We start from the raw sequence: 26,040 nt of genomic DNA, 5'->3' as shown, positions 1-26,040 counted from the left end.
CGAACAAAACACTCCTTTTTTTAGGGGGTATTCCCAATTAGTCCCAAATCGTCCCAAATCGTCCCATTTAGTCCCAAATAGTCCCACAATTTTGTAAAATAGCAATAGCACTTTTATTTTTGGCAGATGGCACTTTCTATATTTCATTTTAAAATAAATTATAGTAGTTTAGTAGCATGAGAACAAACATGCTTTTGTGGCTTTTTGTATTGGCGTCTTTTACTGTAAAAGCGCAGTACAGCTTTAGCGGCCATGTAGATAATAAGCAGTGGCACAATAATGTTTACCTCTCTATTATTGAGGATTACCGAAAGATTTCTGGAGTGTATTTTGAACAGATTATTGCCAAAGTAACCACCGATAGCTTGGGGTACTTTCATTTTACGGGCAACCAACTGGAAAGTGATAATAGAATTTACAGAATTCATGTTGACAATTGTTTTGATGAGGAACAAAACAAAAACCACTTTGATGGGTATTGCGATGATAGCAGGGAGGTGGTATTTATAGCAAAAAACAACGATACCATTGTATTTCCTTTTTCGTTTGATAAGCAAATGTTTTGCGACATTAACTCCACCAACGAAAAAGCATCTGCTTTTGTTAGGATAGATTCGCTAAAGGAAGAAATGAAATTTGCTTTTAGTGAGTTTAGAAGTGAAGCAAACCGCAAGCTTAACAATAAAAAATGGTTTAAAACCTTACAGGATTTTGGCGAAAAGCTTAATGAGCCTATTGCAGAACTTTATATTTATGCATTTTTATCGGATAGGCGCAACGATCTACATGAGCATTATTTAGAAGACCTAAAAAGAAACCCGTACTACGATGCCTTGTTAACCCGACTTAATGAGCAATACCCCAATGCATCCTATACCAAGCAATACCGGGCCGAATTAAATTCTGATAAATATATAATTGATAATCTAGATAGTTCTAATTTTAATTGGGATTACTTACTGTACTTAACCCTAGGCCTATCTATTATTGGTAATGTATGGTTTTGGTTAACCCGCAAAAACCAACAAACAAAAACCATAACCAAAGCTAAGGAACAGCTTACTAAACAGGAACAAAACATTCTTGGCTTGTTACTTGAAGAAAAGTCTAATAAAGAAATTGCCTCTGCTCTTTTTGTTAGTTTAAGTACAGTTAAAACCCATGTAAACAATATTTACAAGAAACTGAACGTGCAATCGCGTGATGAAATTAAATCATTATTTAACAGTTAGTTACAAAAAATCAACCCTGGTACTAGTACTCATTTAAACCTTCGTTTTCTGTGTTTTTGGCAATTTATTTGTGATGTTTGCCACATTGATAATCAAAAAACAAAACATTATGAATTATGCAATCAACACATTAAAAACGGCAACCTCTAGAATAGCGTTGCTATTATGCTTATTTGTTTACGCAACAAACTTTGCTCAAGATGCAACAGCTAATAAAAATGCTGGTGTTCTAACTTTTGAAACGGATGTTATAGATTATGGTACCATTCACCAAAACGATAATGGCGAGCGTACATTTAAATTTACCAATACGGGCAAGGCTCCTATTATCATTACAAACGTGAAAACCTCTTGTGGTTGTACCGTACCTTCTTACGCCAAAGAGCCTGTAATGCCTGGCGAAACCAGCGAAATTAAAGTAAAATATGCCACCAACAGAATAGGTATGTTTAAAAAGACTATCACAGTACTATCAAATGCTTCAGAAAGCGCTAAGTTACTGCGAATTAAAGGTGAAGTTTTAAAATTGGAAGAAGCCTCTAAATAAGATTCCTTTTCTTTTTGTTCCTAAATTAAAATCTACCCATAAGTTGTATGCTAATATTTTGAAAATAGTGTAATTTTGCAGGCGTCTGTAACAAAACACCGTATTTAAAATTAATTAGCATGCAGCTTTCAGAACAAGAAATCGTTAGAAGAGAAAAACTACACAAACTACGCGAGTTAGGAATTAACCCCTACCCAGCTGATCTTTACCCTGTTAATTTTAACTCCAAACAGGTTAAAGATGCGTTTGAAGAAGGCAAACAGGTTACTATTGCTGGGCGCTTAATGTCTATTCGAGTTCAAGGAAAAGCCAGTTTTGCACAAATACAGGATGCTGAAGGTAAAATACAGGTTTATTTTAACCGTGATGAGATTTGCCCTGGAGATGACAAAACCAAGTACAACGAAGTCTTTAAAAAACTATTGGACTTTGGAGATTTTATAGGTATTGAAGGGGTTTTGTTTACCACTAAAGTTGGTGAAAAAACCGTAAAGGTTAAAGATTTCACCTTACTTAGTAAAGCTTTAAAGCCGCTGCCACTACCTAAGGAAAAGGATGGTGTGGTATATGACGCCTTTACAGATCCTGAACATCGTTATAGGCAACGCTATGCCGACTTGGTGGTAAACCCACAGGTTAAAAACGTATTTGTAAAGCGTACTAAACTTTTTAACGCCATGCGCCAATTTTTTAATGATGCTGGCTATTTTGAGGTAGAAACACCTGTGCTACAGTCTATTCCTGGTGGTGCTGCTGCCAGACCTTTTGTAACACACCACAATGCTTTAGATATTCCGCTGTACATGCGTATTGCCAACGAACTGTATTTAAAACGCTTAATAGTTGGTGGCTTTGATGGGGTGTACGAGTTTTCTAAAAACTTTAGAAACGAGGGTATGGATCGTACCCACAACCCCGAGTTTACGGCCATGGAAATCTATGTAGCTTATAAAGATTACAACTGGATGATGGATTTTTGTGAGCGCTTGTTAGAGCATTGTGCTATAGCAGTTAATGGTACCACAAAAGCCACTTTTGGTAAGCATGAGATAGATTTTAAGGCGCCTTATGCTAGGGTAACCATGGCAGATTCTATTAAGCACTTTACAGGATTTGACATTACGGGCAAAACGGAGGCAGAAATTAGGGCTGCTGCCCAGGAAATGGGTATTGAAGTGGATGATACCATGGGCAAAGGCAAGCTTATTGATGAAATATTTGGTGAAAAGTGTGAAGGAAATTATATTCAACCAACCTTTATTACTGATTACCCCAAAGAAATGAGTCCGTTATGTAAAGAACATCGCGAGAATCCGGAATTAACTGAGCGTTTTGAACTCATGGTATGTGGTAAGGAAATTGCAAATGCGTATTCTGAGTTGAACGACCCCATTGACCAACGGGAACGTTTCGAGCACCAAATAGAATTGGCTAAAAAGGGAGATGATGAAGCTACGGGCGTTATTGATTACGACTTTTTACGTGCTTTAGAATATGGAATGCCCCCTACCTCGGGTATGGGTATAGGCATGGACCGTTTGGTTATGTTCTTAACCAACAATCAATCTATCCAAGAGGTTTTGTTTTTCCCGCAAATGCGACCTGAGAAAAAGCAAGTAGAACTAAACGAGGACGAAAAGGCCGTATTTGATGCACTTAAAGCCAACTCGCCTATAGCATTAAATACCCTTAAAGAGCAATCTGGTTTAAGTAACAAAAAATGGGACAAAACCATTAAAGGATTAACAGGCAAGAAAGTAGCCAAGGTGGTTAAAACAGACGACCATTTAATGGTTGAATATATCGCGTAATAGCCTCTTATTCCACATAAAAAGTTATCTTTAGCTCTTACAAAAAACAAGAGTGGTTGGTAGTATATGATAAAGAAAATAAATTCAGACATTATTATTCCTATAATCACTTTTACATCTCTTGTAACAGTTATTACCTCTATATACCTAAAGTCCATAAATAACCACTATACTGTTATTAAAGAGGATTTATACAATGCAGGACAATTGTTATCTGATGAGTTTAGCCAAATACTTAAATCGGACATCTCTAGACTAGAGAATGTTAAGAGCAGGCTGGAATTTACCAATGGAAGCTATTTTAAAAATTGGGAACATGACGCCGAACTATTGCTGCAGCAAAATCCATCCTTTAAATTTATTGAGTGGATTGACAGCTCTATGGTTATAAAAAAAATAAATCCTTACAAGGGCAATGAGCAAGCTTTAAACTTAAATATTTCTAAGCTAGAATACCGTAGGGACGAATGGATTAAACATTCAAAAAGTAGAAAAACCAATATTACTTCTTGGCTAAAATTAACGCAAAACGGTCATGCTTTTTTAGTAGATGTGCCTGTATATTTTAACAATGCCTTTCAAGGAACCATAACGGGTGGCATGGATTTTAATACCAAATTTGACAGATTCGTTGATTATCTTGAAGACCAATATGCGATTGAACTTTTTGATGATGAAAACACCCTTTTTTATGAAGTTAACAAAAACATTAAACTTAAAACCAATAAGAATATTGTTTATTCAAATAACATAGTAGCAGATGTAGCAGATAAACAATTGTGGCATTTAAAGGTATATCCTACTAATAGATTACTTATGGCCGAGGGCAAAAACATTATAAATATAGCTTATTCTGTTGGTTTATTTTTAGCACTTATTGTAGCGTTACTTGTTTACTTTTATTTAAGAATCAAAAAAGCCTCATCATTAGCTATTGCTTCTAATTTAGCATTAACTCAACTCAATGAAAAATTAAATCAGGAAAAGAATCGGGCTAAAAAGGCTTCGCAAGCTAAAACTGATTTTTTGTCTAATATGAGCCATGAAATTCGTACGCCTTTACATGCCATTATTGGATTTATTGAACTTTTAAAGGATGGGAAATTAAGTAAAACCCATAGGGAGTATGTAGATTTAATGGATAAGTCGTCAAGTAATCTCCTAAACTTAGTAAACGACATTTTAGAAATAGATAAGATAGAATCTGGAAAAACCGAATTGGAAACGGTTGTTTTTAACCCTTTTAAAAAAATAACTGAGCTTGTTGAAGTTAACCAGTTTTTGTTTGTTAAAAAGGGGCTTTATTTAAAAACCGACTTTAAAAATGTAACGGGCACTTATGTAGCTGGCGATTTAAATAAACTTTTACAGGTACTTAACAACATCCTTAAAAATGCATTGAAGTTTACTAAAGAGGGAGGTGTTTTAGTATCTTATTCTGAAACTGTTACAGCAAACCAATTAGAGATAAACATCACCATTCAAGATACGGGTATTGGTATACCTCAAAATAAAATTGACACTATTTTTAATAGGTTTACGCAAATTGAAGATAGTATAAAGAAACAATATGATGGCAGTGGATTGGGATTGGCCATTTCTAAGGATTTACTAACTATAATGGGTGGCCATATTTCTGTAGAAAGCGAACATAAAAAAGGCACTAAATTTACTATTTCGGTACCTTTTAATATTACTAAAGCTTATGAAAAAGATACGCTTGCCGATACCAAAAGAAATATTAACTTTTCTGATTTAAGCGTTTTAATTGTTGATGACAATAAACTTAACATTATGGTACTTAAAAAGTTCCTGCTTGATATTGGCTTAAAATCCGATACAGCCGAAAATGGAAAAATCGCTTTAAATAGGATACAGAAAAAAAGGTACCAACTTATATTTATGGATATACATATGCCTGAGATGGATGGTTGGGAAGCGACTAGAATTATAAGAAAATTGGATAAGGATGTGGTGATTTTTGGACTTTCTGCCAATGTAACTACCGATGCCATAAATAAAGCTATTGAAAATGGCATGAACAACTACTTAACAAAGCCATTTAAAAAAGAACATTTATATAAGCTGTTACAATTTCATTTTAATAACGATTAAATAAAAAACCCGGTAACTTAGAATCACCGGGTTTTTACAAACTAACCAACTAAACTTAATTTATTAACTAAATAATCTTCAATAAAAAGTATGAAATTTTTTGACGAAAATTATATGTCCTCAAATTAACTACAGTGCAAAGATTTGTAATTAATTTTTAATCTATGAAGTTATTTAGAAATGTTTAACATTATAATTTTAAATTTTAAAACTTATTTAAGACCAAGTACTACCAAATGTTAATTATTTAAGAAAACATGCTTTTTAAACTGCTTTTTTCACCCTTAATATTTCAATAATACACTTCCCTAAAACAATTAAAAAACTTTATATATTTTTACGGAATGCTAAAAAAAATTGCCCTTACAATTTCTTTATGCTTTTGTTTTGTTTTAACAGCACAACAAGATAGTTTACTGTTTAAAAACGGTATAGACAGGCCTAGTATATTGGCTACACATCATTTTGGTATTTTTAGTGCACGTATTAACCAGAATTTTAAATTTGCTCCTCCTAAAAACACTACTGTTTCTTTTAGCTCTATTAGTGGCAACAACTTTCAACCTTTTGTAGAGACCTACATACCTAAAGATCCCGAGGTAAGAAAAGAACAAAGTAAACTTATTTGGTACCACCGAAATTTTTACTTTATAAATCAAGAGCAAACTCCTGCAGACTATATGAACATTGTTATTGATGCGGTTATTAAAGAGTTTCGGTTGGGAATTAATATGCCTTTAACAAAAAGGCAAGAGTTGGGTGTAACTTTACGCACTAATTTAATTACTAAAGGCAAGTACCCTTTTTCTTTGTTTACAAGTGATGAATTTTTGGAGTGGTTCCACAGTAATATTGCTGGTGGTGAAGACCCCTATGGCAGACGCTATTATGGACTAAACAAACTAAACTTTAAATACACCGACCGTAATGGCAAGGTCCTGGAATTGCACAACAACGATTTCTTGATAAATGGTATTGAATTTAGCCATTACTACTATCCTAATTTGGATATTAACAACACCAAGGGTATATATATGAATTTTGGAAGTCACTTGGGCATTAACACTTCTAAATACAATACCTCTTTAGATTTTGGTGTGTCTGCAAATGCTATTAAAGTCTTTAAGCTAAAAAATAATTATGAGCTCAATACGGCTGTAGGTATGAACGTTTTGCATAAAAATCTTATTGACTTTAAGGATAATGTGGATTTAGGAAATAATCCGTTTTTAGCAACTATTGAAGGGAGCATAGAACTAACAAAGTATACAAAAAGAAATCACTTTAACTCAATAAGTGCCAATTATCAAATTCAATCGCGATACAACAAGGTAAAAGAGCGTTCCTATTATCGGCTCATTGGAAAATGGGAAGAAATTAATGGCGGTTGGCAACACGGTATCTCTACATTATACCGTGCTTTATCGTATTGGACTTTTATATATACCTATGGACATCCTAAATTTTTATTATCACTATACATCAATGAGGATTTCCGTGTAAACAATGCTCCCGATTTTCAAACTTGTGTTAGCATAAAAATTCCCATTCTTAAATAGTGCTTTTGCTTTTTTTAAACTGTTGTTTGTTAACTTACAGTTAAAATTATAACTGCTTTTAAACCTTTTTAATTTCACAAAGTCTTATAGGTAATTAAACACAATACCTGTTATACTATGAAAAAATTATTAATACTAGCACTGGCCTTAATTTCTATACAAGGCATTGCGCAGGGAGAAAGAAAAGATAGGCCAAACAGAATGGATATGGCCCATAGAATGAGTAAGCTTACCCCAGAGGAAGCTGCTAATCTAAAGACTAAAAGAATGACCTTACATTTAGACTTAAATAAATCGCAACAAGAAGCTATTTATAAGATCAATCTTGAAAATGCCAAGAAACGTAAAGATATGATGGAAGCTTTTAGGGAAAAAAGAGCTAACGGTGATTTGGAAAGACCAACAAAAGAAGCACGCCTTGAAATGATGAATGCACGTTTAGATGACCAAATTGCCATGAAAGCTAATATGAAAACCATATTAAGTAGTGAGCAATATGTAAAGTGGGAAAAATCTCGTGAAAGAATGGCTAACAAAATGGCTAATATGAAAAAAGGTGATGGATTTAAAAAGCGAAGATGATTGTTTAGTAGTTGGTAATTAATACTTATTTGGTTAATTATTGATTATAGTTTGTTGATGAAAGCGTACCTGTACAGGTACGCTTTTTTTATAAGGTGCTAGCTACTTTGTTAACGGCCATAATGGTAGCATCTAAATCTTTATAAGACAAAGCATCTGTAATAAACCAAGTTTCAAAAGCACTTGGGGCTATATAAACACCTTCATTCAACATACCATGAAAAAAGGCTTTAAAGGTTTCGTTATTACCTTTTGCTGCTGTTTTAAAATCGATGACTTCAGCACCATCAAAGTGTACCGAGATCATAGAACCTACTCTATTTATGGTATGCGTAACCTTGTTTTCATTTAATACTTTTGCTATTCCCTTGTGTAAGTACTCAGTTTTATCGGTCAATCTTTTAAATATGTTAGCATCGTTATTAAGCTCTGTCAACATTGCCAATCCTGCTGCCATAGCTAAAGGGTTACCACTTAATGTGCCGGCTTGGTATACGGGACCTAAGGGTGCTAAATGGCTCATGATCTCATTACGTGCTGCAAAGGCCCCAACGGGCAGTCCGCCACCAATAACCTTTCCAAAACAAACAATATCGGCTTTAATACCATAAAGTTCTTGAGCACCCCCTTTTGCTAAACGAAAACCCGTCATAACCTCATCAAAAATCAATAATATATTATTGGCATCACAAAGGTCTCTAAGCTTTTGTAAAAAGTTGTTCTTGGGAGGCACACATCCCATGTTACCAGCTACGGGTTCTATAATAATGCATGCTATATCATTTTTATTGGCCTTTATAAGTTGGGCTACATTGTCTATGTTATTATACTCTGCCAGTAATGTGTCTTTGGCTGTACCTTGGGTTACACCAGGACTATTGGGGGTTCCAAAAGTTACGGCACCGCTTCCTGCTTGAATTAAAAATGAATCGCTATGCCCATGATAACAACCAGCAAATTTTATAATCTTGTCTTTCCCTGTAAATCCTCTGGCCAATCTTACGGCACTCATACAAGCTTCTGTTCCAGAGTTTACAAATCGTATTTTATCTATGTTGGGTACCATAGAAACGGCCAACTGGGCTATTTGGGTCTCTATTTCTGTAGGCATTCCAAACGATGTACCTTTTTGGGCTTTAGCCACAACGGCATCTACAACGGGTTGGTGGGCATGCCCTAAAATCATGGGTCCCCAAGAATTTATATAGTCTATAAGCTTATTGTCATCTTCATCATACAAATAAGCGCCTTTGGCTTCTTTTACAAAAATGGGTGTTCCTCCCACAGCTTTAAATGCTCTTACTGGAGAGTTTACTCCACCAGGAATAACGGTTTCTGCTTGTGCAAACAAGGCACTACTTCGTTTATAAATCATCTAAAAAATGTGTTTATTTTATTATCAACTCTTGGCCTATACTAAGATTGGTGTCGCTTAGCCCATTAAGCTGCTGTATGGCCTGTACGGTTGTGCTATATTTTTTTGAAATGGAGTAAAGGGTATCTCCCTTTTGTACTATATAAACAGTATTGTTATTGTTAGCAACAGCTACTTCTTTTTCGTAATGATTGCCTAAAACTTCCTCATCAAACCTATGTAAATCATATCTCTCTATAAGGCTTATAAGTTTATCTGGATACTTTCTATCTGTTGCATAGCCTGCCGCTTTTAGTCCTTTGGCCCATCCTTTGTAGTCGCCTTTCTTTAATTTAAAGAGTCCTTCATAACGTTTTCTTTCACTTAAAAACAATGAATGATCTCTAAAGGAGTATTTGGCATCGATATACTTCCTAAAACATTCTTGGCTTCTATCATCGTCATGGTAAATACGGTCCCCCGTCCATTCATGGCATTTTATACCAAAATGGTTATTGGCTTCTATTGATAGTCGTCCTTTTCCTGAAGCTGATTCCAAAATCCCTTGGGCAATGGTAATACTTGCAGGAATATTGTACAATTGCATTTCGGTTTTTGCAATGTCTTTATAGGTATCTATATAAGCTTCGGTATCATTTGCATAAACCTTGTTAACAACTTTATTGGGTTCCTTGGCTGGTGGGTTTTCTTTTATAACAACACGTTCGGTTGTATGCCTTGGTTTTTGTGTTGTAGCTATTTTTTTGGATTTACAACTAAAAAACAAACATCCTAAACATATTACTAACCCTAATTTATTCATAATTCTATTCTATTATTGGCAATCCTTTTTTTGTTAACATACCATTCATACCTGGTATACCTTGTAGCCCACCTGTATGAATGGCCAAAACTCTTGAGCCTGTTTTAAAATAATTATTTTTAATTAAATTAAAAACGCCATACATCATCTTACCTGTATATACAGGGTCTAGTGGAACACCATACTGTTTTTTAAAGTGATTAATAAACGTTACCAGCTCGGTATTTATTTTTGCATAACCTCCAAAATGGTAATCGTTAATTAAGTCCCAATTGGTTTTCTTTGCAAATTTACTAATATCTTGCTGTAAAAAGTCTCCTTTTAAGGCAGGAAATCCTAAAACTTGTTGACTAGGTTTTGAACAATTTATTAAACCCGAAAGCGTCCCTCCAGTACCAACAGCACAGCATATATAGTCGAAATCTTTGTCGGCTTCACTCAAAATCTCTTCACAGCCTTTAACAGCAAGCGTATTGGTTCCACCTTCTGGCACCAGATAAAAATGACCAAAAGTGTTTTGTAAATTCTCTATAAAACTGGTTTCGTTCTTTCTTTTGTAGTCTGCTCTAGTAACAAACTTAAACCGCATACCACACTGCTTTGCATAGCTTAGCGTTGGGTTATTTTCTATTTCTGTGCTCAATTCTTCTCCTCTAATAACTCCTATGGTATTGAAACCTAACAATTGTCCTGCCGAAGCAACAGCTGCAATATGATTTGAATAGGCACCACCAAATGTTAATAAGGTTTTATAATGCTTTTTATAGGCTTCCTTTAAATTATACTTTAGCTTTCGGTATTTATTTCCTGAGACGATTTTATGAATAGCATCTTCCCTTTTTAGATACAATGTTACATTACTACTATTAGGAAATTTGATTTGTTGATTTACGCTATGTTCTATATTGAAAACCATGAATGCGAAGATACTTTAAAAAATATTTTAAAATAAGAATCGGGTATAGGCGCTTTTAAAAATAATGTTTAAATACATTATCTTTGTTATAACATGAAAAAAATAATACCGATTGAGAAAGGCGATTTTTACCTCACCCCTGAAGGCTATCGTTGCTTTACAGAGCAATATCTATTAAAAAGAGGTTATTGTTGCGAGAGTGGTTGTAGACATTGCCCCTATGGCTTTGATAAGAAAACCGGTGCGTTGCGATAAATTTTAGCAAGATTGCTTGGTATGATTATTGATGCTATTATAAATAAAAAAACGCTTTAAAAGTGTGATGTTAAAGAATTTTACAACTAATAAACTTTATGTAGCTATGAAAAAATTATTAAAAACTTTGCCGCTCTTGGCTTTGCTAATTGTGGTAGTATCTTGCAGTTCTGTTAGAGTTGCTACTGATTATGACAGGAATGTAAATTTTAGTGAATACAAAACTTTTGCATTCTATAAAACAGGTATAGACAAAGCAGAAATTAGCGATTTAGATAAGCGCAGAATATTACGTGCCATTGAAGCGGAACTCTTGGCTAAAGGCTTTACTAAATCTGAAAACCCAGATTTACTGGTAAGTCTTTTTACCAAATCACGTGAAAAAGTGAATATCTATAACAACAATTTTGGCCCTTATGGCTATGGTTGGGGTTGGAGCCCTTGGTATTGGAACAATTACAACACCGTTTCGCGCTCTACTGAAGGTGTTCTTTACATCGACCTAATTGACGCTAATAAAAAAGAACTTGTTTGGCAAGGTATGGGTACAGGATACTTAACACATAATATGGAAGAGAAAGAAGCTAGAATTAAGGAGTTTGTTTCTAAAATTATGGAAAAGTACCCTCCTGGCATGCAACAATAACACATCTAAAAAAAGCAACTTTTAAAAGTTGCTTTTTTTATTTTAACATGTTTTTGTTAAAGTTTTTTTGCATTATTTGTATTTTTACTAAAAGACATTTACAACTAAATAATGGACAAATCAATAGAAATAAACCCTATTTTACACCGCTTACCCAAACACTTAATGCAGTATATAAAGCCTCAAAACTATGAGGATTATTCTGCAATAGATCAAGCAGTATGGCGTTACGTTATGCGTAAAAATGTTGACTTTTTAGGGTCGGTTGCCCATAAATCGTATTTAGAGGGATTAAAACAAACAGGCATTTCTATTGATAGTATTCCTAATATGTATGGTATGAACCGTATTTTAAAGGATATTGGTTGGGCTGCTGTAGCGGTTGATGGATTTATTCCTCCTAATGCTTTTATGGAATTCCAGGCTTACAATGTGTTGGTAATTGCCAGCGATATTAGGCAATTGGAACATATTGAATATACCCCTGCACCTGATATTATTCATGAAGGAGCTGGGCACGCACCTATTATTGCTAATCCTGAATACGCCGAATATTTACGCCGTTTTGGAGAAATTGGCTGTAAAGCAATTTCGTCAGCCAAAGATTATGAACTGTATGAAGCAGTTAGGCATTTATCCATTATTAAAGAAGCTCCTGATTCTAACAATAAAGATATTGCAGCTGCCGAAAAGAAAGTTGAAGACCTACAAAACAATATGGGCGCACCAAGTGAAATGGCGCTGATAAGAAATTTACATTGGTGGACCGTTGAGTATGGTTTAATTGGTACTCTTGAAAATCCTAAGATATATGGTGCTGGGTTGTTGTCCTCTATAGGCGAAAGTGCCTGGTGTATGACCGATGCGGTACAAAAATTACCCTATACTATTGAAGCTACTTACCAAGATTTTGATATTACTAAACCTCAACCACAACTATTTGTTACACCGGACTTTGCCCATTTAAGCTTGGTATTGGAGGAGTTCGCCAATACTATGGCTTTACGTAAAGGAGGACTTTCTGGTGTTAATAAGTTAATTAAATCTAAAGCTTTGGGCAGTGTTGAGTTAAGTACAGGTTTGCAAATTTCTGGTATATTCTCTGATGTGGTTGAAGAAAATGGACAACCTATTTATATTCAAACTACCGGCAAAACCGCATTGGCTTATAGAGAAAAAGAATTGGTTGGGCATGGCACTATAACACATAAAAATGGCTTTGGAACACCTATTGGTAAACTTAAAGGTATTAATATAGCTATAGAGGACATGAGTCCACGTGATTTAAGCGCATACCATATTTATGAAGAAAAAACAACCACCTTGGAGTTTGAAGGTGGTATTGTGGTTTCTGGAGAGATTATAACTGGAAAGCGTAACTTGCAAGGAAAAATCATTCTTATCAGCTTTAAAAATTGCACGGTAACACATCAAGATAAAATTTTGTTTAAACCAGAATGGGGCACTTACGATATGGCCGTTGGAAAATCTATTGTATCAGCATTCTCTGGTCCAGCAGATTTAAACAGTTTTAACCTAATTACGCATGAGCCTTCTTCTAAAACCATACACATTAAAAAATCCAAAGAACGGTTAAAGCTGGAAACGCTTTATCAACAAGTTAGAGATTACCGAGAAGGAAAAAACAATACCATTTCGAGAACTAAGGTTCTGGAAGCACTTACTGAAAACCACCCGAACGATTGGCTTCTGGCTGTTGAGCTTTATGAACTGGCTTTTATTGGTAACGAAAGGATACTATGCAAACGTATTTTAAACCATTTGGAAACCGTTAAACAAAACAGGCCTGAGGTGGGTAGGCTAATTGATGACGGATTAACTATTATTGAACAAAAGGTAAGTGTTTAAGTTTCTTTAAACTGCTTTAATGTTTTTTTTGTTTGGTAACTTAAAACTAAAGACCCGCTAATCTTGGCGCGCTCTACCAATAAGGTGTCCCAGTGCTCTGTACCTTTCCAAAAAACTAATTTCATTTGCTTTAAAGCTTCGGTATTATAACTGCTTAACTTCTCGCCCATTGTTATAACAGCTTGATTTAATTCATCTATGGTATCAAATACTTCTGAATACAACCCATTGTTTTTTGCCCAATCTGCCGTAAAAAAAGTATCAGGCTTTAAGGTCATTTGCGACATCGCCGACACCCCTATTTTCCTTGTAACGGCAGGCTCTATAACAAAAGGGCCAATGCCAATACTCAACTCACTCAACTTAACAGACGCATGCTGGGTTGCCAAACAATAATCGGTTGCTGCGGCGAGGCCTACACCACCACCTACAGCTTTCCCTTGTACTACTCCTATAATAAGTTTGGGACATTTACGCATGGCATTGATCACTCTTGCAAACCCTGAAAAAAAAGCTTCTCCTGTTGAGGCGTCTTGAATAGCTATTAATTCGTCAAAGCTTGCACCCGCACAAAATGTTCTATTGCCTCCACTTTTTAAAACAAGTACATGAAGGTTTTCTGCTTTCCCAGCTTCTAGAATAAGTTGTTCAAGCTTAAGTAAAATATTGGTGGGCATGGCATTGTGACTAGGATGAAAGAACTCAATGTAGCCAACTTTGTTTTTAACATTAAGTGTAACGTAAGATTGTTCCATGCTGTAATATAAATTCTAAGTTTAATAAAACCCGAATATACATAAAAAAACATTAGTTTACTCCGACATAAGGAGCCTAACTAATGTAAAACTAACCAACTAAACGCATTACAAAAATAAGATAGATTGTTATTACAATCATTAACTTAAAGTTATATAATTATTACGCTTAGCTTAGCTTTTTATATATGCTAGAGAAGTTTTAATACCCAGAATAAAGTTTTTGGTAATCTCAGAAACAAAAAACACCAACCGTAACTCATGGTGTTGATAATTACAATTGATGTTTCTAAATATGAACTGATTAATAGCAACCTAAATTTAACTTAATATGTTGAACCTCAATCAATTTTTCGATTAAGTGTTATAAAATAAGGTTAATCGCAATTATAAATCTGTCACGTTTAATGTTACCAATTTATTCAATAAGATTTATAGTTTAAACCTGTAAGCATATACTGTATTCTACATAGTTTTATTGTATACTCAACCATTAAACGTTATGTGAGGATATTGAGATTGAACACTTGCTTTTTTAGTTTCTAATTTTTTTAGAAATACTTGGTGGTCTTCAGAATTTAGGTTAAAAGGCTTGTGTTGTATGCTTTTTTGAATAGCTTCGACTTCATTCATGATAGGGGTTGCTTTGGGAGCCATCCATACCTGTTTAAATGCTTCCCATATGTAATTCATGGCTGTTAGGTTTGGGTGGATCATATCCTCAGCATAAAAACGATAGTCACGCAATTCGTCCATCATAATTTCATAGGATGGAAAATAAAATAAAGAAAGGTTATCTTCTTTGTATGTACTTAATAATTGATGAATAGCAGCTATTAAATGGGCTTTACTTTGGGCGTTCTGTACAAAGCCGTCTTTTATGTGTCGAATTGGTGACACAGTAAAAATAATTGTTGCACTATTATTAACACTTCTAATGGCATGCAATGTTGATATTAAGGACGCTACTATGGCATTTATCGGTAGCAAGACCTTATCAAATTGCTTTTGGGGCACTTTGTGGCAATTGGCAACATATGTGTTAGTACTTTTGAGCCGGTAAGCCCAAGCTGTTCCAAGTGTTAAAACTATATGGGTTGACTGTTTTATGCTTTGTTGTGTTTCCTTTAAATTATTGTTTAAACTATTTAACAAGTCTTCTTTTGAAGTATTACTAAGTTTGGAATGTGCATCAAAACTATGCCAGTGGTCATTTTGAAAAAACACATCACTTTCTGTATACTCTTTTCCCTTAATGGCATTTACTACCAAAACCTCTATAGCTTTGGGTTGAAACAAAATACCAAAGGGATTTTGTAAATGCTGAAACTTAAAATATGCCAGCTTATCACCTATGTTTTCAACAAAACAAGAACCTAATAGCAATATATTTGAATTATAGTCTATTAGATTACTCGATGATTTTTTTAGTGGTATATTGGTTTGAAGTTTCATTTAACATAATCCTTAGCGTGCACTAGAGCTTCATCTATACCCTGTGGATTCTTACCTCCTGCTGTAGCAAAGAAGGGTTGACCACCTCCACCGCCTTGAATATATTTTCCGAGTTCCTTAACAACTTGTCCGGCATTTAAACCCTTATTTGCTACTAGCTCCTTAGATATGTAACATGACAACAAGGCCTTTCCATCTCTTTCAGTTGCAAATAGTAAAAACAGATTGTTGTGTTGATTTCCCAAATCGAAAGCAACATCCTTAAGTCCAGCAGCATCCAAATCTAGTCTCTTTGCTAAAAATTGAATGCCATTTATATTGGTGAGTTCGCTTTTAAGTTCGCTTTTTATGTTTTTAGCCTTATCTTTTAATAGGGCTTCTATTTGTTTTTTTAAGTTGGTATTCTCGTCCTGTAAGTTCTGGAGTACTTTTACAGGTTCCTTTGCATTGTTTAACAAAGCTTTCATTTTGGAATAAGCTTCACTGTTTTCCAATAAAAATGCTTTAGCAGCATCGTTTGTAATAGCTTCAATACGACGAATTCCGGCAGCCACTGCTCCTTCTGATACAATCTTGAAATGCCATATATCAGCTGTATTATTCACATGGGTACCTCCACAAAGTTCTATAGATTGCCCAAAACGAATAGCCCGTACACTATCACCATACTTTTCCCCAAACAAACTCATAGCGCCTTCGGCAATGGCTTCTTCTTTTGGAATACTTCTTTTTTCTATAAGCGGCAATTTATCTGCTATTCTGGCATTTACAAAATTCTCAACATCATTTAACTCTTCGGGTGTTAGTTTAGAAAAATGCGAAAAATCGAATCGTAAACCCTTAGCGTGTACTGCACTTCCTTTTTGTTCAACATGGGGCCCCAAAACCTCTCTTAAAGCTTGATGTAACAAATGGGTAGCTGTGTGATTACAGGCGGTTCTGTAACGCTGCGAGGCATCTACCACGGCTTTAAAACTTTCGTTGATATGCTTGGGTAAGTTTTTAGCAAAGTGGATGATGACGTTGTTTTCTTTTTTGGTATCTAATATATACACCACATCGCCATGTACATCTTCTAAATACCCCTTATCGCCTACTTGTCCGCCACCCTCCGGATAGAACGGGGTTAGATTGAATACCAACTGGTATAGCTCCCCGTCTTTTTTGGACACCATTTTTCGGTATCGGGTTAGTTTTACCTGGGCTTCCAGGGTATCGTAGCCTACAAACTCTTCTTCAGCATCATCAGAAAGGATGGTCCAATCGTCTGTACTCATTTCACTGGCAGCACGCGAACGGTCCTTTTGCTTTTGTAGCTCGGTATTAAAACCCTCTTCATCTAACTTTAATCCTTTTTCTGAAAGAATCAATGCTGTTAAATCAATTGGAAACCCATAAGTATCATACAATTCAAAAGCCTTTTTACCTGAAATAATGTTGTCTTTGGTTTCTTCAACAATTCCATTTAAAAGTATCAATCCCTGATCTAAGGTTCTTAAAAAGGATTGTTCTTCTTCTTTTATAACATTCTCTACCAGTGTTTTTTGGGTTTTAATTTCCGGGAAGGCCTCACCCATTTTAGCACTTAGCACATCGACCAATCGGTATATAAATGGTTCTTTTTTATCTAAAAATGTAAAGCCATAACGTACTGCACGGCGTAAAATTCTGCGTATTACATAACCTGCTCCAGTGTTACTTGGTAGTTGCCCATCGGCTATTGAAAAGGCTACAGCCCGTACATGGTCTGAAATCACACGAATGGCAATATCTACTTTTTCATCTTTACCATAATGCTTGTTAGTAATGGTTTCTATTTCGCGGATGATGGGCGTAAACACATCGGTATCGTAATTGGACTGTACTCCTTGCAATACCATACACAAACGCTCAAAGCCCATACCTGTATCAATGTGCTTTGCCGGCAAACTCTCTAAACTTCCATTAGCTTTTCTATTGTATTGCATAAATACTAAGTTCCAGATTTCTACAACCTGTGGATGGTCTTTGTTAACTAAATCTTTTCCTGAGATTTTAGCTTTTTCTGTAGATGAACGGATATCGACGTGGATTTCACTACAAGGGCCACAGGGACCCTGATCTCCCATTTCCCAAAAGTTATCTTTTTTGTTACCCATTAAGATTCTATCTTCTGGTACAAGTTCCTTCCATAAATCATAAGCTTCGGTATCCATGGGAAGCTTATCCTCCTCACTGCCTTCAAAAACCGTTACGTATAAAATATCTTTATCAATTCCATAGACTTCTGTTAACAATTCCCAAGACCAAGCTATGGCTTCTTTTTTAAAATAATCGCCAAAACTCCAGTTGCCAAGCATTTCAAATAGGGTATGGTGATAAGTATCATAGCCAACCTCATCCAAATCGTTATGTTTTCCCGAAACGCGCAAACATTTTTGTGAATCTGTAATACGATTGTTTTTGGGTATAGCGTTTCCTAAAAAGTATTCCTTAAAAGGCGCCATACCCGAATTAACAAACATAAGGGTGGGGTCGTCTTTAAGAACCATAGGTGCCGATGGTACAATACTGTGCTTTTTATCTTCAAAAAAACTTAAAAATTTAGATCGAATCTCTTGTGACTTCATTAACGTAAATGGGTTACTTTGTTTTTAAATTATATTAATTACAAAACTATTTTTATCTTTACTCTCCTTTATAAAAAATTAAGTTTTAAAAAGTGCCGCTTTGCTTTTATTATCTTAAACAATCTATGATAATAAATTTGCAGTTTGGTCGTTTGTTTTTAAAATTCAATTATGTATTGCTCTTAACATAAAGTGCAAAAATAGTATAAATTAAGAAATGAGTAAGGTAAAATATTATTACGATTCTGAATCGCTTTCTTATAAAAAAATAGAGCGCAAAAAAAGAACTACTTTTAAGTATGCGTCTGTATTTATTTTAGCTTCTGCACTTTTTGGTTTTATGTTTGTTTTTATAGCTAGCCAGTATGTTGAGTCGCCCAAAGAGCGTGCTCTTAAACGCGAGCTACAAAACGCCCAATTACAATTTGAATTACTCAACAAAAAAATGGACCAAGCTGAGGCTGTTTTGGCTAATATTGCCGATAGGGACAATAATATTTACAGGGTTTACTTTGAAACTAACCCCATACCTGAAGAACAGCGTCGAGCTGGGTTTGGTGGGATTAACAGATATAAAAACTTGGAAGGGTTTGACAATTCAAAACTGATTATTGAAAGTAATAAACGTTTGGATATCTTGCAAAAGCAGATAGTTGTTCAATCTAAATCGCTTGATGAAATTGCTGTGCTAGCTGAAGAAAAAGAAAAACTATTAGCTGCCATACCGGCTATTCAACCTGTAAGTAATGAAGATTTAACACGTATGGCATCGGGCTATGGTATGCGATCAGACCCGTTTACTAAAGTTAGAAAAATGCATTGGGGCATGGACTTTACAGCGCCCAGGGGCACACCAGTTTATGCTACTGGTGACGGTATTGTATTACGTGCCGATGCTGGAGCTACTGGATATGGAAGACATATTAGAATAGACCATGGTTATGGCTATGTTAGTTTATATGCGCACTTATATAAATACAACGTTAGAAAAAATCAAAAGGTAAAACGGGGTGACCTTATAGGTTTTGTTGGTAGTACTGGACGCTCTGAAGCCCCTCATTTACACTATGAAATATTTAAGGACGACCAACGCATAAATCCTATTAACTTTTACTATGGAAGCTTAACTGCCGAAGAGTTTAGCAAAATGCTGGAGCACGCTTCTTTAGAAAACCAATCTTTAGATTAATGTATATAGATTTACCCGAAAAACGATATTACGGAATTGGCGAAGTAGCCAAAGCTTTTGGTGTAAATACTTCATTAATACGTTTTTGGGAAAAAGAATTTGATGCACTTAAACCTAAAAAGAACGCTAAGGGTAATAGAAAGTTTACTCCTGAAGATATTAAAAACCTAAAACTAATTTACCATTTGGTTAAAGAACGTGGTTTTACTTTAGAGGGAGCTAAAATTCATCTTAAAGAAAGCAAAAAAGAAACGCTTAATAATTTTGAAATTATTAGCAAACTGGAAGACGTTAAAAACCAACTTATAAAAATAAAAAAACACCTTTAAATTTACGATTATGAAAAAATGGCTACCTTGGATTATTGTTGCTCTTGTAGTTATCGGGATTTACTCCTGGGTTAAATCTTTTAATAACGAGGCGATAACACTCAATGAAAACGTTGCAGAAGCCTGGGGTAATGTGCAAACCTCTTACCAACGTAGAAACGACCTTATTGGCAATTTAGTGAATACGGTTAAGGGTGCGGCCGATTTTGAGCGCAAAACTTTAACGGATGTTATTGAGGCCCGTGCTAAAGCTACATCCATAAGCATAGACCCTAACAACCTAACGCCGGAGCAACTGGCACAATACAACCAAGTACAAGGCGGCTTAAGCGGTGCTTTAAAAAGCTTGTTAGTAACGGTGGAACGGTATCCGGAGTTGAAAGCTAATGAGAACTTCCTCAAACTGCAAGATGAACTGACCAGCACTGAGAACACCATACAAACAGCCAGAACACGCTACAATGAAGCTATCAAGCCTTATAATGTGCATGTTAAAACCTTCCCTAATTCGTTATTGGCCGGGATTTTAAACTTTGATGACAAACCTTATTTCGATTCTGAAGCCGGTGCCGATCAACCTGTGGATGTAGAATTCGATTTTAACTAAAAACACTATGTCTAAAATAGAAGATTTCCTCTCTAAATCTGAAGAACAGGAAATCATTGATGCCATTAGAACTGCTGAACGAAATACTTCGGGAGAGATTCGTGTGCATATTGAGAAAACTTCCAATGGTGATGCCTTTAATCGTGCTTTAGAGGTATTCCACTATTTAAAAATGGACAAAACCAAAGAACAAAACGGTGTACTAATCTATGTAGCAGTGGCAGATAAAAGTTTTGTAATCTATGGTGATAAAGGCATTAATGATGTAGTGCCGCCTAACTTTTGGAACAGTACAAAGGATGTTATGCAAATGCATTTTAAATCCGGTAATTTTAAACAAGGACTCGTAGATGGCATTCTTAAGGCTGGTGAAGAACTTGAAAAACACTTTCCCTGGGAACATGGGGATATTAATGAACTTTCGGATGATATTTCAAAAGGATAGGGTTAGTAAACAGTCGCGGTTTACGGTCGCGGTCTCAGTACCGGTCACGGTGGTGATGACGGTGATAGTGTCGTTGTTAGCGGTGCAAAGTGCGTTTGCGCAATTTGACATACCTAAAGTCCCTAAGGAACAGATAAGTGTTTATGACTATATAGATTTATTATCGGCTTCAGAAAAGCATGTTTTAGAAACCAAACTCATTAAATATTCTGATACCACTTCTACACAGATTGTTGTGGCTATTATTAGTACTACCAAAGGAGAGAATATCGGACTCCTGGCGCCACGCTGGGCGCAAGCCTGGGGTATTGGTCAGGCTAAAGAGGACAATGGTGTGTTTATTCTATTGGCAAGGGACGACCGACAGATATGGATCTCCCCTGGCTATGGTGTGGAAGACCGTTTAACTGCAGGGATTGTTGGGGAACTAACGCGTAATGTTATTATTCCCGAGTTTAAAAAAGGGGATTATTACGAAGGCCTTAGTAAAGGAACGGATGCTATTTTTGAGGTTTTAACGGGTGCTTACAAAGGCAGTCGTAAAACATCAAATCCATCATTCCCACCTAAGTTACTTTTTATATTATTGATCATTTTTATTATCATCATTATTTCCATTTCTAAGAACAGACGTGGCGGCGGTGGTAAAGGTGGCAATAGACATGGTGGCTTTGATATCTGGGATGCGATCATTTTAAGTAATATGGGCCGTGGGGGCTTTGGTGGAGGATCTGGAGGCTTTGGTGGAAGTTCCGGAGGAGGCTTCGGTGGTGGTTTTGGTGGTGGTGGTTTTTCTGGCGGAGGTGCTGGTGGGAGTTGGTAAATTCATTTAAAGGATACTATCCCATAGCATTTCAATTACCAATTTATCTATTAACCCATTTTGTTAGTCTACTGTTAGCAAGTCACTAATCTACTGTTAGCAAGTCACTCATAGGTTATTAATGAGTTACTCATCGACTATTAGTAAGTTGTTTATCGACTATTAGTAAGTTACTTATGCACTATAATCAAGGTGTTTATCTATTATATGCAAATAATCTGTTTAAAATTCATCATTATTTGCTCAATTTTAAATTGTTCTGCCTACAGGAAGGAGATCAAAAACCTTTCATTAAGAAAAGAACAGGAATAACAATTCTTTTTTTCATAGCTTAAAAAATTTGCAGTGGGTCTATTATATAACACATTTTAACTTTTAAATAGCACCTTGTGGAACAATCCTCGAAATCGAATATTTGATCTAGACAAATTAAGGTTTTATCGTTATGTAGCCTTCCCTCTTCCTTAAAAAATAATTAATTTTTAATTTATCACTCTATATCCTCTATCTCTACCCATTTCCCCTTTGGCTCCTAACGTATTAAACTTCCAACTAAAGGTTAGCATAAAATAGCGTTTTAAAACGGTGTTCTGCGAGTCTTGTATGTAATTATCGGTAGCGGTTCTGCGTGCGTTAGTATTTTGGTTTAATAAATCGAACGCTTTTAGTGTCAGGCTCGCCTTGTCTTTCATAAATGAATAGGCCAAGGTGGCGTTCCAAAACCAGGAACTTTTATCGAAGCCTTGTGCAATGTTAGGATTGTAATAATAACGCATATCGTTCTGCCATTCTATTTTTTTTGACAGATGAATAGTGGATGCCAGACTTACGGCATGGTACAAAAAGCTTTCGTCTTTAAAATTTTGTAGGTTATAGGTGTTTCTGGTAAAAGATATGTTATAATGTGGACGTAATTCCAGTATATTGTTCCAAACACATCTAAATCCTAAGTAAGGGGTTAGCGTATGGACAACGCTTGCATATTGAATAGCACCATTAAACCTTATATTTCTGTTTATATTGGGGATGATTCCTGTCAATAGGTCAACACTTTTAAGACTGTCCTTTTTAATGGTTCGGTTATATGACACATTACTGTATAGTCTGTAACTACCATCCACATTTACAAAGGTGGTTTCACGGGTTAAATCGTCTTTCACGGTTTGTTTTGGTGTAATTCTGTCATTGAAAATATAGGCATACAAATACAGGTATAAATTACGTCTTTTTTGTGTATTGTATGCATTGTAATTAAAGGAAAACATATGTGTATTATCAGGTTTTAAGTATGGATTTCCAACAATGGTATTCGAAGGGCTTGTAACATCTTTGAAAGCTTGAAGTTGGGAAATTCTAGGTGTATTATTATCAAATCTATAATCCATGCTTAATCTTTTTTGTGCATTAAATTTATAGGTAAAGCCTATGCTGAATTCCGGTGCTTCAAACTGACGCTTTAAATTAAAATTAGACCTGAGAGCATCGGTGTTTTCCAAAGTTCTAAACAAATATTTCACATCCATCCAGGCACGCAACTGTTCTTTATTGTATTCTAGTCTCAATGCCGGAATATTAACCAAATTGTTGTACTTGTAATTGGTACTTAGTTCTTCATTTATATTAGTATCATAACGCTGATTGCTTTCATCAAAATCATAGCTATTTAATATGTTTTTGGTGACTTCCTTGCGGTATTGGTATTTAAAATCCAATGCTAACACCTTTTCTTTTAAAGGCAATCGGTAAGTCAGATTTGTGGAAAAACGGGTGATGTTATGATCTCCATCTTGTAATTGGTTCCTAATTATTTGCTCCGGACTATCACCATAAATATTAAGTGTTGTTTCCAACAAATCTCTAGAAGTTCTATCCTGAAAGTAATTGTTAACATTTAATTTTAAAAAGGCGCCTTTATGGCCTAGCCTTTTAGTAATATTAAAATCATTATTAAAGTCTTTTGCTTCATCTGTAGTAAAGGACTTCCTAGTGGAAGCATTGGTTAACTGCATACTTTCATCAAAGGTTTGTTCTGTACTGTCATAATTATTTTCAACTTTACCATATGTAAAATTGGGTTCTATAGAAATAAGTAAGGTGGAATCTACCTCTATTTTTAATAGCATATTAGCAGTGTGATTATCACTATTCGCTAATGTATAGGAATTTGTATTATTAAAATACCGCCGATCCGGTAAAATATTTTCTCTTTGGGTTTGGGTTTTGTTTTCAGACTCACTTTTGGAATTAAAGTAATTGGTTGTGATATCAATCTTCTTTCCCCATGTATCAGCATAATTACCTCCTAGGCTTCTGGAAGTGGTAATACCCTCCCCAACTCCAAAAACTCTGGATCCTATGCTGAAAGAACCATTGCTGTTAAAGCCAATTCGGATATTACCCAAACCAAACATTTTCCTTATTTCACCAAAACTAAATCCCGGTGAGTTGATATTGTTTTCGCCTACTAGTATACTAATACGCTGATCATTATTAAACCGATTAAACATGCCCGCGTATTCATACCGTTTATCAGTACCCGCTCCTACTGCCAGTCTACCAAAAACACCTTTATTACTGTCTTCTTTTACCACCAGATTAACCGTTTTATTTTCTCCATCACCAGTCTCTCCTGCGAAGGCTTCGGCATCGGTTTTGGTATCTGACACTTGTATTTTATCTATCATCTCTTTACTTAGATTGCGTGTTGCTATGGTGGGGTCGTCGCCAAAAAAGGATTTACCGTTGACCAGTATTTTATTAACTGTTCTGCCATTAACTTTTATGTTCCCTTCATCATCTACTTCTACACCCGGTAATTCTTTGAGTAAATCTTCAACGTTGGCGTCTTTTTGGGTTTTAAAGGAAGATACATTAAACTCTAAGGTATCCTTTTTTATAGTGACCGGCGCCCGGGAGGTGATGAGCACTTCCTCCAGGGCATTGGTATCGGTTCTCATGGTAATGGTATTTAAGTTGATTGCTTCGGCATCTACAATGAGTGGTTTGTAATAGGTTTGATAGCCTACGTAAGAGATGTAGAGATTGAGCTGCTTATCGCCGGTATCGCCCTCTAATAAAAAGTTACCGTTCTTATCTGTGATGGTATACGTTACCAACGTACTGTCCTTAGGGTGTTCTAAATATACGGTAGCGGATTCTAAAGGGGTATTGGTATCTTCGGTGGTGAGTATTCCCTGTACTTTAAAGGACCTGGATTGCGACCATGTTAACATGGTGATAATAAAAAACAGAAGGGTTACGGTTTGTCTCATATATAGTAAAGGTATGATACACATGACCGTTTCCTCACTAAAAATGAGTCTTTTACTACCACAAATTAGTAATTTGTCTCTTTGGACTAGAATTTACTTTAGTGATGCCAATCTGCTAAGCGTTTGTTCTTTTTTATGTTTGGATACACTCACGGTACTACCATCATTCATCAGTATGTAACCTCCATCTTTTTTCACAAAAGAAGTAACGTACTTGCTATTTATTAAATGAGATTGATGGGTCCTTATAAATTGATGCCCAGCCAATAAATCATCCCATTCTTTAAGAGTTCTCGACACCAATATGGCAGTACCATTGGTAAGGTAGAATTTGGTATAGTTATTTTCGCCCTTGCACCTAATAATATCATCTATGGCAACAAAAAAGAGTTCTTCGGCTGTGGGTAATGCTATTTTTTGCGGTTGGTTGATGTTTTTAAGATTGTCTACTAAGGTCTTTAGTTTTTCGTTTTCCTTTTTCTTGTTAATCAATTGTTCTACTTTCGATACAGCTTCTATGATTTCAGAGGTTACGATGGGTTTCATCAGGTAATCTAAGGCACATGATTTAATGGCTTGTAGGGCATATTGGTTGTAGGCTGTTACGAAAATAACTTCAAAATCGACAGTACCAACAGCCTCCAACATTTCAAAGCCGTTCATTTTGGGCATTTCAATATCCAGAAATATCAAATCAGGTTGATGCTCTAAAATCTTTTTGATACCTTCTTGAGCTGATGATGCCACATCTATAATCTCTATGCCGGGGCAGTGCTTTTCCAACAAACCTTTCAGGTTTTCGAGATTGTGCAATTCGTCATCTATGAGTAAGCTTCTAATTGTCATA

22 protein-coding genes are annotated in these 26,040 nt (G+C 35.5%); 14 read left to right on the top strand and 8 right to left on the bottom strand.

Annotated features, from left to right (window positions below):
- The first annotated feature begins 176 nt into the window (after window positions 1–176).
- The 6 genes from AC5SR4_RS10085 to AC5SR4_RS10060 all read left to right on the top strand — a co-directional run bounded on the left by AC5SR4_RS10085 (window position 177) and on the right by AC5SR4_RS10060 (window position 7,846).
- Entirely contained in the window at window positions 177–1,232 is a 1,056-nt protein-coding gene (locus AC5SR4_RS10085) for a helix-turn-helix domain-containing protein (RefSeq protein ID WP_495356124.1), read from the top strand.
- A 109-nt stretch (window positions 1,233–1,341) separates the two neighbouring features.
- A complete protein-coding gene (locus tag AC5SR4_RS10080) occupies window positions 1,342–1,779 on the top strand; it encodes a DUF1573 domain-containing protein (protein ID WP_495356123.1) in 438 nt (145 codons plus the stop codon).
- Between the two features lie 119 nt (window positions 1,780–1,898).
- Complete coding sequence (lysS, locus tag AC5SR4_RS10075; RefSeq protein ID WP_495356122.1) at window positions 1,899–3,590, top strand: lysine--tRNA ligase; 1,692 nt, start codon at window positions 1,899–1,901, stop codon at window positions 3,588–3,590.
- A 66-nt stretch (window positions 3,591–3,656) separates the two neighbouring features.
- Window positions 3,657–5,705: a response regulator gene (locus tag AC5SR4_RS10070; RefSeq protein WP_495356121.1), complete on the top strand. Its 2,049-nt coding sequence runs from the start codon at window positions 3,657–3,659 to the stop codon at window positions 5,703–5,705.
- Window positions 5,706–6,049: 344 nt separating this feature from the next.
- The gene (locus tag AC5SR4_RS10065) at window positions 6,050–7,264 is read left to right on the top strand and encodes a hypothetical protein (RefSeq protein WP_495356120.1); all 1,215 of its coding nucleotides are present in this window, start codon (window positions 6,050–6,052) and stop codon (window positions 7,262–7,264) included.
- A 117-nt stretch (window positions 7,265–7,381) separates the two neighbouring features.
- Window positions 7,382–7,846, top strand: a complete 465-nt coding sequence (locus AC5SR4_RS10060; protein WP_495356119.1) for a DUF4890 domain-containing protein — start codon at window positions 7,382–7,384, stop codon at window positions 7,844–7,846.
- Window positions 7,847–7,934: 88 nt separating this feature from the next.
- On the opposite strand, the gene hemL is transcribed toward AC5SR4_RS10060, so the two are convergent.
- Genes hemL through AC5SR4_RS10045 form a run of 3 tightly spaced genes read right to left on the bottom strand, consistent with a single transcriptional unit; the run spans window position 7,935 to window position 10,939 of the window.
- Window positions 7,935–9,221, bottom strand: a complete 1,287-nt coding sequence (gene hemL, locus AC5SR4_RS10055) for a glutamate-1-semialdehyde 2,1-aminomutase (protein WP_495356118.1) — start codon at window positions 9,219–9,221, stop codon at window positions 7,935–7,937.
- Window positions 9,222–9,234: 13 nt separating this feature from the next.
- Window positions 9,235–10,023 (bottom strand): glucosaminidase domain-containing protein, encoded by a 789-nt coding sequence (locus AC5SR4_RS10050; RefSeq protein ID WP_495356117.1) that lies wholly within the window; start codon window positions 10,021–10,023, stop codon window positions 9,235–9,237.
- A 4-nt stretch (window positions 10,024–10,027) separates the two neighbouring features.
- Window positions 10,028–10,939: a 1-aminocyclopropane-1-carboxylate deaminase/D-cysteine desulfhydrase gene (locus AC5SR4_RS10045; RefSeq protein ID WP_495356116.1), complete on the bottom strand. Its 912-nt coding sequence runs from the start codon at window positions 10,937–10,939 to the stop codon at window positions 10,028–10,030.
- Between the two features lie 93 nt (window positions 10,940–11,032).
- On the opposite strand from AC5SR4_RS10045, the gene AC5SR4_RS10040 reads away from it, so the two are divergent.
- The 3 genes from AC5SR4_RS10040 to AC5SR4_RS10030 all read left to right on the top strand — a co-directional run bounded on the left by AC5SR4_RS10040 (window position 11,033) and on the right by AC5SR4_RS10030 (window position 13,709).
- The gene (locus AC5SR4_RS10040) at window positions 11,033–11,194 is read left to right on the top strand and encodes a C1orf53 family protein (protein ID WP_495356115.1); all 162 of its coding nucleotides are present in this window, start codon (window positions 11,033–11,035) and stop codon (window positions 11,192–11,194) included.
- A gap of 106 nt (window positions 11,195–11,300) precedes the next feature.
- The gene (locus tag AC5SR4_RS10035; RefSeq protein WP_495356114.1) at window positions 11,301–11,840 is read left to right on the top strand and encodes a DUF4136 domain-containing protein; all 540 of its coding nucleotides are present in this window, start codon (window positions 11,301–11,303) and stop codon (window positions 11,838–11,840) included.
- A 111-nt stretch (window positions 11,841–11,951) separates the two neighbouring features.
- Entirely contained in the window at window positions 11,952–13,709 is a 1,758-nt protein-coding gene (locus tag AC5SR4_RS10030; protein WP_495356113.1) for an aromatic amino acid hydroxylase, read from the top strand.
- On the opposite strand, the gene AC5SR4_RS10025 is transcribed toward AC5SR4_RS10030, so the two are convergent.
- From AC5SR4_RS10025 to alaS, 3 genes are all read right to left on the bottom strand, one after another.
- The gene (locus tag AC5SR4_RS10025) at window positions 13,706–14,464 is read right to left on the bottom strand and encodes an enoyl-CoA hydratase/isomerase family protein (RefSeq protein ID WP_495356112.1); all 759 of its coding nucleotides are present in this window, start codon (window positions 14,462–14,464) and stop codon (window positions 13,706–13,708) included. The genes AC5SR4_RS10030 and AC5SR4_RS10025 overlap by 4 nt on opposite strands.
- A 486-nt stretch (window positions 14,465–14,950) precedes the next feature.
- Window positions 14,951–15,919, bottom strand: coding sequence for a GSCFA domain-containing protein (locus tag AC5SR4_RS10020; protein WP_495356111.1), 969 nt, complete (start codon window positions 15,917–15,919; stop codon window positions 14,951–14,953).
- Entirely contained in the window at window positions 15,916–18,528 is a 2,613-nt protein-coding gene (gene alaS, locus AC5SR4_RS10015) for an alanine--tRNA ligase (RefSeq protein ID WP_495356110.1), read from the bottom strand. Before alaS ends, AC5SR4_RS10020 begins: the two co-directional genes overlap by 4 nt.
- Before the next feature lie 217 nt (window positions 18,529–18,745).
- Here alaS and AC5SR4_RS10010 point away from each other — a divergent pair, with 217 nt between their 5' ends.
- The 5 genes from AC5SR4_RS10010 to AC5SR4_RS09990 are packed head-to-tail and all read left to right on the top strand — an operon-like array spanning window position 18,746 to window position 21,921.
- On the top strand, window positions 18,746–19,717 hold the full coding sequence (locus AC5SR4_RS10010; RefSeq protein WP_495356109.1) for a M23 family metallopeptidase: 972 nt from the start codon (window positions 18,746–18,748) through the stop codon (window positions 19,715–19,717).
- Window positions 19,717–20,046: a MerR family transcriptional regulator gene (locus tag AC5SR4_RS10005; RefSeq protein ID WP_495356108.1), complete on the top strand. Its 330-nt coding sequence runs from the start codon at window positions 19,717–19,719 to the stop codon at window positions 20,044–20,046. Before AC5SR4_RS10010 ends, AC5SR4_RS10005 begins: the two co-directional genes overlap by 1 nt.
- 10 nt (window positions 20,047–20,056) lie before the next feature.
- Window positions 20,057–20,653 carry a LemA family protein gene (locus AC5SR4_RS10000; protein ID WP_495356107.1) on the top strand — a complete coding sequence of 199 codons (597 nt, stop codon included), beginning with the start codon at window positions 20,057–20,059 and terminating at the stop codon, window positions 20,651–20,653.
- A gap of 7 nt (window positions 20,654–20,660) precedes the next feature.
- The gene (locus AC5SR4_RS09995; RefSeq protein WP_495356106.1) at window positions 20,661–21,098 is read left to right on the top strand and encodes a TPM domain-containing protein; all 438 of its coding nucleotides are present in this window, start codon (window positions 20,661–20,663) and stop codon (window positions 21,096–21,098) included.
- A 55-nt stretch (window positions 21,099–21,153) separates the two neighbouring features.
- Window positions 21,154–21,921 (top strand): TPM domain-containing protein, encoded by a 768-nt coding sequence (locus tag AC5SR4_RS09990; RefSeq protein ID WP_495359175.1) that lies wholly within the window; start codon window positions 21,154–21,156, stop codon window positions 21,919–21,921.
- Between the two features lie 482 nt (window positions 21,922–22,403).
- Here the strand turns inward: AC5SR4_RS09990 and AC5SR4_RS09985 are convergent, their stop codons facing one another.
- Complete coding sequence (locus tag AC5SR4_RS09985; protein ID WP_495356105.1) at window positions 22,404–25,193, bottom strand: outer membrane beta-barrel protein; 2,790 nt, start codon at window positions 25,191–25,193, stop codon at window positions 22,404–22,406.
- 93 nt (window positions 25,194–25,286) lie between these two features.
- A complete protein-coding gene (locus AC5SR4_RS09980) occupies window positions 25,287–26,039 on the bottom strand; it encodes a LytR/AlgR family response regulator transcription factor (protein WP_495356104.1) in 753 nt (250 codons plus the stop codon).
- Window position 26,040 lies beyond the last annotated feature (1 nt).

The sequence above is a fragment of the Aestuariibaculum scopimerae genome (assembly GCF_059428085.1).
Note: the sequence above shows the minus strand (reverse complement) of the source record. Positions and strands in the feature narration are given on the sequence as shown.